At 38.4% G+C, this 12773-nt stretch carries 8 protein-coding genes; 2 read left to right on the top strand and 6 right to left on the bottom strand.

Features of this window, described 5'->3' with window-relative positions:
* From ACPDHL_RS12590 to ACPDHL_RS12565, 6 genes are all read right to left on the bottom strand, one after another.
* The gene (locus ACPDHL_RS12590) at positions 1-2409 is read right to left on the bottom strand and encodes an ABC transporter permease (protein WP_430533110.1); all 2409 of its coding nucleotides are present in this window, start codon (positions 2407-2409) and stop codon (positions 1-3) included.
* A gap of 2 nt (positions 2410-2411) precedes the next feature.
* Positions 2412-4823, bottom strand: coding sequence for an ABC transporter permease (locus tag ACPDHL_RS12585; protein ID WP_430533109.1), 2412 nt, complete (start codon positions 4821-4823; stop codon positions 2412-2414).
* 3 nt (positions 4824-4826) lie between these two features.
* Complete coding sequence (locus ACPDHL_RS12580) at positions 4827-7130, bottom strand: ABC transporter permease (protein WP_430533108.1); 2304 nt, start codon at positions 7128-7130, stop codon at positions 4827-4829.
* An 87-nt stretch (positions 7131-7217) separates the two neighbouring features.
* A complete protein-coding gene (locus tag ACPDHL_RS12575) occupies positions 7218-7970 on the bottom strand; it encodes a GIN domain-containing protein (protein ID WP_430533107.1) in 753 nt (250 codons plus the stop codon).
* A 10-nt stretch (positions 7971-7980) separates the two neighbouring features.
* Complete coding sequence (locus ACPDHL_RS12570; protein ID WP_430533106.1) at positions 7981-8685, bottom strand: ABC transporter ATP-binding protein; 705 nt, start codon at positions 8683-8685, stop codon at positions 7981-7983.
* 2 nt (positions 8686-8687) lie between these two features.
* A complete protein-coding gene (locus tag ACPDHL_RS12565) occupies positions 8688-9929 on the bottom strand; it encodes an efflux RND transporter periplasmic adaptor subunit (protein ID WP_430533105.1) in 1242 nt (413 codons plus the stop codon).
* A 154-nt stretch (positions 9930-10083) separates the two neighbouring features.
* On the opposite strand from ACPDHL_RS12565, the gene ACPDHL_RS12560 reads away from it, so the two are divergent.
* Positions 10084-11433 (top strand): sigma-54-dependent transcriptional regulator, encoded by a 1350-nt coding sequence (locus tag ACPDHL_RS12560; protein WP_430533104.1) that lies wholly within the window; start codon positions 10084-10086, stop codon positions 11431-11433.
* A 13-nt stretch (positions 11434-11446) separates the two neighbouring features.
* The gene (locus ACPDHL_RS12555; RefSeq protein ID WP_430533122.1) at positions 11447-12772 is read left to right on the top strand and encodes a sensor histidine kinase; all 1326 of its coding nucleotides are present in this window, start codon (positions 11447-11449) and stop codon (positions 12770-12772) included.
* Position 12773 lies beyond the last annotated feature (1 nt).

The following is a 12773-nucleotide window of genomic DNA, read 5'->3' as shown; positions in this document are numbered from 1 at the left end:
TTATTCGTATTTAATGTATTTTAAAACATTTATTTGTGTTGCGCGATACGCTCTACTGACCACAATAAGCAATGTGAGCACTGCAATAGCCAATAAACAAACCCCATACACTTCCCATCCAATTTCAATGCGATAGGCATATCCTTTTAGCCATTCATTCAATAAATAATAGCTAGGGAAGACAGATAGTCCAAAACCGATCATACAATAAATCAGATATTGATAGGACAAATCTTGAATCAACCCTCTTGTTTCTGCTCCTAATACTTTGCGAATGGCAATCGCTCTCAATTTGGTGCCTATGGTATAGGAGGAAACAGCGAAAAGTCCAAATAAAGCAATAAAGATGACCAGATAGCTTAACCCCATCATCACTTGTTGCTGTATCTTTATCTTTTCAAAGTTTTTTGCGAATTTCTGATCCATGAAACTATACTCAAAAGGCTTCTCTGTTCCTTTATGGAAATTCTCCCATAGTTTTTCCACCGCAGGTAGGATGGTTTCAAGCTGATGTACATCTAGCTTCATACTCACTTGAGTAAAGTGAAAGAACGTTTGGGAAGGCAACACAAACATCTTTGGGCTTATTTCATGTTCGAATCCAGCAGTGTGAAAATCCTGTACGACGCCTACAATGGTTGTTCCATTGACAACCAATCCCGCTATACTATCTTTGTTCAGTTGACGTAATAAGCTTTCGTTGATTACGGCATTTTGAATACTATCACTAGCGAATTTATTCGTCAGATAACGTCCTTCTTTCAATCCCACTTGCATCATTTCCAAATACCCTGCTTCGACATTGTGAACCGCCACTCTCATATTCTCTCCTTCATATTCAAATAGCTGCATATAACGACTTCGTTCCTCACTTCCATAGTCTAAATCGGCAAAGGCTATTTGTTCCACGCCCTTTATTTTTAGCGCTTCTTGTTTAAAGGTTTGATACGCCTGATGTTTTTCTTCTATTTCGATCGGTTCTTCCTCTAAAAAGGGAAAACTAATCACCTGATCTCCCGAAAAACCCAAGGATTTGGTCGTCATATAATTGACTTGTTTATACATGATATACGTGCCCGAGATAAACCAACAGGCAATGGCAAACTGTAGAATCAAGCATGCATTTTTCAATACGATTCCCGAGCGGCTGCGATAATAATTGCCTTTTAACACAGGAAGTACCTGATAATTTGCTCGATATAGTGCTGGGATTAAACCACCGAATAGCAACACCAAGAGGTAAACACCAACAAGCAAAAAGAGGACATCACGCAGGTGAACGACAATATGCGTTCCCAAAAACGAATTGACGAAAGGCAAGATCCACAGCACCATAAAGAAACTTGCTACAAAAGAAAGCAGCATGGTCAGGGAGGTTTCAAATAAAGCTTGTTGTATAATCTTGCGCTTTGATCCTCCTAATACTTTGCGAATCCCTGCTTCTTTCGCTCGCGAAACCGTTTGCGAAAGGGATAAGTTGACGTAGTTAAACAGCGATAGAATAAAAAGCACCCACGACAAGCCTACAATCACATACAGGGTTGTGCCTTTGACATTGGCTTCTGGGGTAACTACATTTCCTGCATCTCCAAAATGCAATCCCTTTAAGGGATGTATCACTGTTTTTTGATCGTAAATTCCATTGTTTTTTTTCTCAAACTCTGCTAAAGAGAGTTGCTGTTTTTCAGCCATAGGCAGGAGATAGTATTGGCTATAAATCTGATCTGCTGCTTGGGCAAGCTTCTCTCCCTCCTTGGTTTTGATTAAGACAGAAGAACTACTGTAATTCCAATTGCCGACTAAATCTTCAGGTATGAATTGATGATCATTGACAACGGCCTCTGGCATAAAACTACTGCGTTTACCTTCCAAATCGTACACCGCTACAACGGTGTACCACTCGTCATCTACCTCAATCTGTTCGCCAATTGGATTGACGCCTTCACCAAAAATAAGTGATGATTTTTGTTTTTCTAATGCTATCTCCTTTGGATTTTTAAATATACTCGAAGGTGATCCATAAATAATCTTATAAGAAAAAAAGGAAAAAAAAGAAGCATTAGTCTGTAGAATTTTCTCTAGGGCATACGCCTTTTTATTGTGTATGACATTTGTTGGAAAATATCCACTATACAGTAAATAATCCTCAACAAAGTTATGGTGTTCTTTGAGCAAACTAGACAAGACATAGGGTTGATAACCGAACGAATGGTTGTCACTTCGACTCTCGATAAAATACACCTCTTCTTTATTTGCGTTCCAACGATCAAAAGACGTCTCTTCCTGCCAATAGAGCGTCGATAACAACACAGCAGTAATACCCAGTGCCAAACACAACAAATTGAATAAAACATATAGCTTATTTTTTTTGCTGTGATACACGACTATTTTAAACCAATTTTTTAGCATTATTATTCGTATTTAATGTATTTCAATACGTTCACACGGGTAGCCTGATACGCTCTACTGACCACAATAAACAGGGTAAGCACGACAATGAGAATCAAACAGACCACGTAAACGTCATAACTTATTTCGATGCGGTAGGTATACTCACTCAGCCATGCATTCAACAGGTAATAGCTTGGGAAGACAGCGAGTACAAAACCAATGATACAATAGATCAAATATTGGTAAGACAACTTCTGAATCAATTCCCTTGTACTAGCGCCTAATACTTTGCGGATAGCCACCTCTTTTAATCGCGTTCCGATGGTAAAAGAGGAAACGGCAAACAATCCAAATAGCGCAATAAAGATGACGATCAAACACAAGCCCAATAGGATTTGCTTCTGTGCTTTAATTTTCTCAAAGGTTTTGGCAAATTTTTGATCGACAAACTCATAGCTAAAGGGCTCTCTCGCCTCTGGGTTAAAGGTATCCCACAACTTCTCCAAAGCGGGAGCAAGGGTCTCCATTTGCGTGACATCCACTTTCATGGTTACATTGAAAAAATAATATTCGGTTGCATTAGGTAAACTAAACATCAAAGGAGTAATCGAATTTTCCAATCCTGCAGTATGAAAATCTTTAAGCACGCCTACAACTGTTTTATTTGCGACTTTAAGATCTTTTATACTCGTTTCACCAACAATATTTAATAAGCTCTCGTTAATTAAAACATTTTCGATACTATCGTTAGCCAAAGCTCGATCTAAAAAGCGTCCTTCTTTCAACTGAATGTTCATCATTTCAAAATAATCGGCCTCTGCCTTCATCATAAACGCAATCAGATTCTCTTTGTCCTTGTGTCTGAAAAAATTGAAAATACCTGCTCCTCCCATACTTGCATATTCGACACCGGATACAGCTACTTGTTCGATTCCTTTGATCTGTAATGCTTCTTGTTTGAATACTTCGTATTTTTGTGTTTTACTTCCATCGTTTACATCAGTTAGAAAAGGAAAGCTAATCACCTGATCTCCAGAAAATCCCAAATCTTTTGTCGCCATGTAATGGGCTTGTTTATACACCATATAAGTGCCCACAATAAACCAACAGGCAATGGCGAATTGTATAACTAAAAAAGTATTTTTAATAAAACTCCCTGAACGACTGCGGTTGAAATCGCCTTTTAGCACCTTTAGCACGCGGTATTGTGCAATATAAAAGGCGGGAACTAGCCCTGCAATCAGCAAAATCAAAAAATAGCTACCCACAAATAAGAACACCATATCACTCCACTGCACAACGATATTGATGTTTAAATAAGAATTGGCAAAGGGCAACAACCACAAAAACAGAAAGATACTCAAAACAAAAGCAATACAAACGGTGATAGTCGTTTCATATAAACTCTGCTTGATAATCGATCCTTTCACCCCTCCTAATACCTTGCGTACCCCAACTTCTTTGGCTCGAGATAAGGTTTGAGAGAGGGACAAATTCACATAGTTAAACAAAGACAATAGCAACATCAAACCAGATAATCCAAGAATGATGTTCAGCATTTTACTATTTACTACGGGTTCGGGAATACTACTCGCTATGGGTTTATCACTTTGAAAATGCAACTGATCTAAGGGCTCTAAATGAATATCCATACCGATAATTCCCTCATATTGCTTTACAAAATCGGCTAAACTCACATTGGATCTGGCTGCCATAGGTTCATAGTAATATTTGAGATACAACGTTTTGATCGCTGCTGCTGTTTCTTGTTTCTTCGCTGTTTTCAACAGGAGATTATGCGCTGGTCGATCCCAAATTGTTTGTTGATCGACAGATAAAAACTGATAAGTATTGCACACGATCTCCGGCATAAAACTACTTCTTCTATGTCCTATAGCATATACCCCTACGACAGTATACAACTCTTCCTTTATTTTTAGTTGCTCGCCCACGGGATTTACCCCTTTTCCAAATAGCAGGGCTGCTTTTTCTTGTTCTAACACCACTTCATTGGGATGCTGAAACACACTTTGTTTGGTTCCATATACCAAGGGATAAGGAAAAAAATCAAAAAAACGTTGACTGCTGTTGAGTACTTTATCTGATCGTTCTTCTTTGTCCTTATACACAACAATCTCTTCGCTATAATTGCTATACATCAAATAATCTTCGATGAGGTGATACTCCTCTTTGAGCTTAGCAACCAAGGCAAAAGGATGTCGATTCATCGTCACTTTTCCACCGCTGTTCTCTACTAAGTAAATGGACGTTTTATTTTCATTCCACTGGTCGAACGATTTTTCTTCTTTTAAATAGAGGGATGACAGCAATACTGCGGTTATTCCAATAGCTAAACACAAAATAGTCAGTAAGAAATACACCTTGTTTTTCTTGCTGTTGTATATGTAAATTTTAAACCAATTATTCAACATAAACTATTCATATTTAATATTTTTAATTAAATCGCCTTTTGTTGCTAGGCGCACTTTTGTTCGGATAATAAAAAGAACCAATCCAACAAGTAAGAGAAACGAAAACACAAAGGGATAGGCTTCTATTTCTTGTTGGTACTTAAATTTATTCAACCAAGCGTTCATGATCCAATACACGGGATAAACGGCCGTAATACAAGCCAATACAACCGTGATAAAAAAGGGTTTTCCCAAGAGAAAAAAGAGTTCTCGTGGACTCGCCCCGACTATTTTTCGAATAATAATTTCTTTTTGTTTTTGCTCCAAATAGAGGGATAAACTGGCATACAAACCAAATAAAGCCATGAATACAACCGCTACATTCCAAATCAGAAACATGCGTTTTTGCGATTTGATGTGTTGATAGTTAGACTCAAATTGCTTCGAGAGGGTTTGCTGTTGAAAGGGATATTCATAATCGACATTTACAATCCAAAACGACTGCAGACGCTCTAGGGTTTCTGCTTGGTTTACCGCTTGATCTAATTCAATGGAGAGGTAATTAATCCCATAAGGTAGAAACTCGATATCTTTCCATTGAAACAGTAAAATTGGTTGTACAGCTTCTTCAAATCCCGTGCTAAAAAAATTGTTCACCACGCCTTCAATGAGGTAGGTACTTCGGTCATAGGAAATAGCATTTCCCAATGCTTCCTCTGGCGTTACCCCCATTTTTTCAGCAAATTTCTCGTTGATCCACACCTTGGGTAAACTATCTATTTCAATTGGGCGATAAGCAATCTTTTCAAACCCCACCATATCAATATAGCGATTGTCTATACCTTCCATCACAAAATCGGGGATTTTGCGCATGCCATAATAGGCCGTATACTTGGTTTTAATGGATTTATCTTCGTAGGCAATGGTCGATAAAGCAACCGATTTGACTCCTTTGATCTGTTGAATCTCCTGCATCAATTTATCGTTGCGATAAAGTTTTCTGCGTATTTGTTGGGTAAATAGTTTGACTTGTACCACTTGACTCCCTTCAAAACCTCGGTCCTTTTCTTCCATAAAGTGCACCTGTCTGGAGATGATCCAGCCACCGACAACAAAGAAAAAAGCAATGGAGATTTGAATGAATAAACTACTCGCTCTCAATCGCAGGCTTTTACTTTGCTTTCTGTTTGCTTTCACTTGATACAACTGACGAACTAGTCGCATGGCATAAAGGGAAAGAATACCTCCAGCTAAAAGCACGACAATACAGATCACGAGTACAATTCCACTCCAAAGCACTTGATGCTTGATCCCGATGGTCTTGTGTAAGAATAGATTGTAAATCGGCATGCTGAATTCAACGAGCATCAAGGCAATTCCCATGGCCATCAATACGTTTAACAGGGTTTCAAAACCAATTTGCAACAACAGCTGCAGTCTTGAACTCCCCAACATAGCCCGCACTTGAAATTCTTTTAAACGCGATAATATTCCTGCTTGATTTAAGTTGATGTAATTCAACACCGCCAACAAAAAGATTAAAACCGAACAACCCACGAGTAAATACAGGGTTTCCAATTTGGTTTTCCCCTCTAACAAAGCGGTTTGTTTCGAGATGAATCGCCCTTCGTCCAACGGAGAAAGGAAAACGTTGTATTTCTCTAGCTTTTCGCTATTTTCAAAGACCTGTTCTTGATTATTTTCAACCAGAGTCACCAAACTAGAGGCAATCGCTAAGCAGTCTTCCTTACGTTTCACTTTAACGAGCAGTCCCCCGCCATTCTCTTGCCATAAAGCAGGCTTTACGTACTCATTCCACTCCATATTCATCAAAACTATATCGGGCATAATCGTCGCTTTTTGATTGAGTTTATAGACCCCTGTCACCTGATAGGGGCTATGTGCCAGAGATAGCGTTTGACCGATCGGATTTTGATGGGGGAAAAATTGCTGGGCTACCTTTTCAGAAATGGCAATATGCATGGGATGAGCAATTACCTCATCCGCACTACCATAGGTGAATTCAAAATTGAAAAAATCAAAAAAAGTAGGTTGTGTATTTAATATTTTCCCCACCACAGCTTGGTGAAACTTACTTTCTGCGTAAAAATCAATATAATCCAAAGCATAGTAGCAGTAATTTTCCACTTGTTTTTGCTGTAGTAATTGAGGACCAACGGCAGCGGGTACAACAATGGCATTAGCCTCTTCTCCAACCGTCACATTAACCTCATAGTATTGTTCTACATGGGCTATCCATTTATTATAACTCCATTCGTCTTGCAAAAAGAAAAGCGATAGCAACAAACACGCTATTCCTATTGCCAAACCTAAAATGGTCCAACAAAAGAACAAGATCGATTTTTGGATGTTTTTCCTAAATGTATTAAACCAACTGAACAACATAGTACCTACTTAATTCGATTTCACGGATCCCATAGAATCGGTGTATTTTTTTAATTCTTTTGGCGTATTATAGTAGACCACTTTGCCCATCGAATCCGCATAGGCATTTAAACTTTCGATGGGGTAGACCTCAGCTTTTCCCATGGAGTCTGCCTCAACTTTTACGTATTTTGCCTTGAGTCCTTTGCCATCAAATTTTGCGGCGCTATCTACATTAATCGACAGATTTTCCGCATCTCCAGTAACAACTACTCCAGCAGCACTATCTATATTTACTTTGATGTTTTTTGCCGTAAGGTCTCCCTTATATTTAGAAGCAGAATCTAAGTTAATTGACACTGTAGTTGCCGAAAAATCAGCTGTTAGATAGGAAGCTGCATCCGCCTTAATCGTTATAGCATTCCCTTGCACACGCCCCTTCACCACCACACGAGCCGTAGTACTAATATCATAATCCACAATCTTGGATTGGGCAATAAACACCTTCCCTCTGGTGAGATACACATTCTTTTTATTTTTCTTTGTATTCATGTCAACATAAAGGACTGTACCAATCTGTTTTACAGCGATATACTCTACATCTTCCTGCGACCCTTCTACGCGAATAGTAGTAGAATCCGAAGTTGCATCAACCTGAATCTCAATTGGCATAGCAGCCACTAGTTTAGAAACTTGCCCTGCGATGGTATGCGTTTGCTTGGCTTGTGCCTGCATCAACAAACTACATAACATCAAGAGCAAGCTCAGAAAAAAACGTATCATAGTTTTATTTTTATACCGTAAATACATCAACGATCTTGGTATTGATTTTTTCGGATAAAATCATACCATCCTTCATCAAAATCGTGCGTTCCGAATAGGAGGCATCGTGATGGGAGTGCGTTACCATGATAATGGTTGCTCCTTGTTGGTGTAGTTCCGTCAGCAATTCCATTACTTCTGCACCATTCTTACTATCCAAGTTTCCCGTTGGCTCATCAGCCAAAATAATCTTGGGGTTGTTGATCAACGCACGCCCCACAGCCACACGTTGTTGTTGACCTCCTGAAAGTTGTTGTGGATAGTGTTTCAAACGGTGTACAATATTCAAGCGCTCTGCGATTTCCATCACTCGTTTTTTGCGCTCTCCACTGGGTACTTTGTTGTAAATCAACGGTAATTCAATATTGTCATAAACCGAAAGTTCATCGATCAAATTAAAATTCTGAAAGATAAATCCGATGTTCTCTTTTCGGATTATAGCACGTTGATTCTCTGTTAGGCCTACCATCTCCTTTTCTAGTAAACGGTAACTACCCGAAGAGGCATCATCCAACAATCCGATGATATTCAACAACGTTGATTTTCCACATCCTGAAGGCCCCATCACCGAAATAAACTCTCCTTTTTTTACTTCTAAGGATACTTCATTCAAAGCGGTTGTCTCTACTTCTTCCGTTTGAAAAATACGAGACAATTTTTTAATTGATATTACCATACTTATTCTTTTATTTGTAAATAATTCACTCTTAAATAATCTTTATAACTTGATATAATAACTTGTTCTCCTGGAGATAAGCCCGAAATCACTTCATAATAGGCTGGGTTTTCACGGCCAATTTCTATTTGTCTCCTTGCTGCTTTTCCGTCTTTGATCACATACACCCATTCGCCTTTGGTATCTGTAGCAAAACTCCCCTTAGCCAACAATAAACGTTGCTCTTTACTTGAAAGGAATAACTTGATCCCCATACTATTACCTTCTTGTAATTTTAATTCCGTATCACTTCTAAAGCTCAACTGCACTTCAAAGCGTCCATTGATAATTTCTGGCAATACTTTAATCACCTCAACTGCCACCAATTGTCCTTTAATATCCACCTGACCCTTTTGACCAACGACAACGCGATCCAAGTAAAACTCATCGACATTGGCGACTAATTTATAGCCTTCTAGTACGTCTATTTTACCTATGCTTTCGCCTCCGTTATACGTTTTTCCCAGCATGGGATCAAACGAAGATAATCGACCAGAAATGGGCGCTTTCAATAAAAAATTCTGCTTGTTTTCTTTGAGCTTGTCCAAGCTGCGTTGAATCACCGCAATCGACTGATTGATTTGTCGAACCTGTACCTGATTGGATTGTTTCTCCTTCTCCACACTTTGCTCCATCAACGCTTTTCTCTTTTTTTGGTAGGAAAAACTTTCAACAGTTTGATTCCACTCATTCAAAGATAAAATCTCTTGATCAAATAATTTCTTATTCAGCGTATATTGTAGCTCTGCATTTTTGTATTCATATTCGATGCTAATTAAATCTTTCATCAAGCCAATTTCTTGGTTGCGTATATTCATCAAATTGACATTCAAATTATTCATTTGCTCAATCAAAGACGATTCTTGTGACATATAGGCTAACTCCGAACTGGGATTGTGCAATAAAACCAAGGGATCTCCTTTTTGAATCACACTGCCGTTCTCCACAAATATTTCACTCACCGCACCACCTTCAGCAATGTTAATTAATAGAGATTGCAAAGGTTCTACTTTTCCCTGAAAGGAAATATACTCTTCGAAGAGGCCTTCTTTGACTTCGGTAATTCGAATTTCCTTTTTCGATACATTTAATACAATATCTTGAAAAAACGTTACATACGAAGTGAGTCCGAGGAGGAGTACCCCACCAATAATTAGTAAAATCTTTTGTTTTTTTCTATTTTTACGAGGCAGAACCTTGTCCATACTACTTTCTTTTACAGGTATACTAACAAAAACATGCCGTAAAATAAAAAACAAACAACACACTGTAAATCAATAAGATATAATTTAATTTATTTTTAAAGTGTCCGCTATTGAACACTAAAATGTACGATTTCAAACTACAGAGTCCATAACCATGAGAAAAACAAATGCCACCATTCTAGTTTTAGATGACAATACAGAAGTCTTAATCGCTGCTAAGCTGCTTTTGAAACGTCATTTCGAGTCGGTTTTGACCAATAACAACCCCAAAAAGATCTTCGAAATCCTACAGAATACTCCTGTTGATGTGATTATTTTAGACATGAATTACCGCGTGGGTTTTGAGGATGGGAAAGAGGGAATTTTCTGGTTTAAAGAAATCAAATCCAACTATCCACAGGCGCAGATTATTTTGATGACTTCGTATGGGCATGTGGAAAGTGCCGTTGAGGGCATTAAACTAGGGGCAATTGATTATTTATTAAAGCCGTGGGACAACGATCATTTGGTTGATATTGTGAAGAAAGCCGTTCAACAAAGACGCAAGAAAGAACAAGAACCATCAACTGTTATCCAAGAGAAGTCTACGTATTTTGAAGGTACTTCACCCGCGATTCAGAAAACATATCGCATGGCACAACGCGTAGCACAAACGGAAGTCAATACCCTGATTTTGGGCGAAAATGGAACAGGTAAATACGTACTAGCTGCTTACATCCACCAAAATTCGACGCGCAAGAATCAACCTTTTGTCCATGTCGATTTGGGATCCTTAAATGCAAATCTATTTGAGAGTGAATTATTTGGTTATGCTAAAGGAGCTTTTACAGATGCTAAACAAGATACAGCTGGTCGTTTTGAAGCGGCACATGGCGGAACTATTTTCTTAGATGAGATAGGCAATGTTCCCTTGCATTTACAGGCCAAATTACTCCAAGTGATTCAATCCAAATCCGTTATTCGATTGGGTGAATCTCAACCTCGTCCTGTTGATGTACGCATTATTACGGCTACCAATGCAGATATTGAAACAGAAGTTGCACAGAAAGAGTTCCGAGAGGATTTATACTATAGAATCAATACAGTCGTACTTCCCTTACCTGCCTTGAGAGAACGCAAAGAAGATATTCCTGCTTTATTGGATTTCTTTATGGAACAATATGCAGCAAAGTATCAAATCGAACAACCTAAAATTAACGCCAACACCTTAGAATCACTCTGTAACTATGAATGGCGTGGAAATATTAGAGAAATGCAAAATCGCGTCGAACGCGCCTTAATTTTAACGGAAGCTGAAGAGCTAACTTTACACGATTTCGGTATCTCCGCTGCGGCTATTAAAGAAGGTTCCCTTGATGACACAACCCTACAGGATATTGAGCGAACTACCATTATCAAAACCCTTGAAAAATCTAATGGCAATATTAGCCAAGCAGCCGAAGAATTGGGGTTATCTCGTGCCGCTTTATATCGCAGACTAGAAAAGTATAACATTAAAAACTAAAACACACCCTATGCTGTCGTTTCACTTCAAAGTTTTTATGCGCATCTTGCTCATCCTCGGTTTATCACTGACTGCTGTTTGGTTGTTTGTACAACAGTACACCTACACGGCTTTCATTTCGATTCTCGTCGTGATCGGCTGTTTACTTGAACTATATAACTATCAACGCAAATACTACAGTATTATTGACCGATTGGTACTGGCAATGATCTACAATGATTTCTCTCTGAAATCCAATAAAAAACAGGCCAATGAAACCTTTCACAACTTGCAAACTCTGTATCAGAAGCTGCAAAATGAACAGGAACAAAATGAAGTAAAGGAATTGGTCTACCTCAACATTTTGAACAATTTAGAAACGGGTATTATCATCTTTGAACGCGATAAAGAAACATGGAATATCTTTTTAATCAATGACTATTTTGCTAAACTATTTGATATTCCCAAAGTAAAATCGTGGAATAACCTTGCGCGTTTACTTCCAAACCTAACACAATACCTGGAACAGTTGGAATTTAAAGAGTCTAAAAACTCATTGGATATGCGGATAGAAGGAGAGGAAAAACAAACCTTTATCCTACAAACGTCCATAACAATGAGTCAGAATCAAGAGTTTTATATTGTTTTGCTCGATTCCATTCAGAAAGTATTGGATAAAAAAGAAAAAGATACGTGGGAGAATTTGATGAAAGTTATCTCACATGAGATTATGAATTCTTTGACTCCTATCCATTCCTTAGCGCATAATACGCTGGAAGTATTAGAAGAAGAAGAGTCATTAACAGCAGATGATATGGACGATTTAAAACTAAGCATACAGACCATTGCCAATCGCACAAATCACTTGCGTCAATTCATCGACAACTACCGCAAGTTAACCATGCTCCCAAGCCCTCAAAAAGCCTGGGTAAACAGCGCAGAAATACTCTCCAACAGCTTGGCAATACTCAAACCGATTTGCCAGCAGTACAACATTACATTACACACGACCATTGAAACACAGGTGTCACTCTATTGGGATGCTAAGCAAATGGAACAAGTCTTCATCAACGTATTGACCAATGCTATTTACGCAGTAAAAAATCTAGAAGAAAAAAAGATTACCGTTCACTTATTTGAACGCAACAATCGCTTGTGGATTGATATTATTGACAATGGCAAAGGTATTCCAGAAGAAATAAAACCCAAGATTTTCATCCCTTTTTATACCACACGCGAAGATGGTGCAGGAATTGGCTTACCATTATCGAAGAACATCGTTGAAATGCACAACGGTTATTTGACATTTAACCGAAAAGAAGAACTGACGTATTTTAGTATCAATTTTCCTATCGTCTAAT

This window comes from Myroides sp. C15-4, assembly GCF_050522745.1.
Classification (GTDB): Bacteria; Bacteroidota; Bacteroidia; order Flavobacteriales; family Flavobacteriaceae; genus Flavobacterium.
This window is presented reverse-complemented; position numbering and strand designations above follow the sequence as displayed.

Bases quoted from the DNA above. Each gene is read 5' to 3' on its own strand.
- ACPDHL_RS12590 (WP_430533110.1), bottom strand. From the start codon at position 2,409: ATGCTAAAAAATTGGTTTAAAATAGTCGTGTATCACAGCAAAAAAAAT.
- ACPDHL_RS12565 (WP_430533105.1), bottom strand. From the start codon at position 9,929: ATGGACAAGGTTCTGCCTCGTAAAAATAGAAAAAAACAAAAGATTTTA.
- ACPDHL_RS12585 (WP_430533109.1), bottom strand. From the start codon at position 4,823: ATGTTGAATAATTGGTTTAAAATTTACATATACAACAGCAAGAAAAAC.
- ACPDHL_RS12560 (WP_430533104.1), top strand. From the start codon at position 10,084: ATGAGAAAAACAAATGCCACCATTCTAGTTTTAGATGACAATACAGAA.
- ACPDHL_RS12570 (WP_430533106.1), bottom strand. From the start codon at position 8,685: ATGGTAATATCAATTAAAAAATTGTCTCGTATTTTTCAAACGGAAGAA.
- ACPDHL_RS12575 (WP_430533107.1), bottom strand. From the start codon at position 7,970: ATGATACGTTTTTTTCTGAGCTTGCTCTTGATGTTATGTAGTTTGTTG.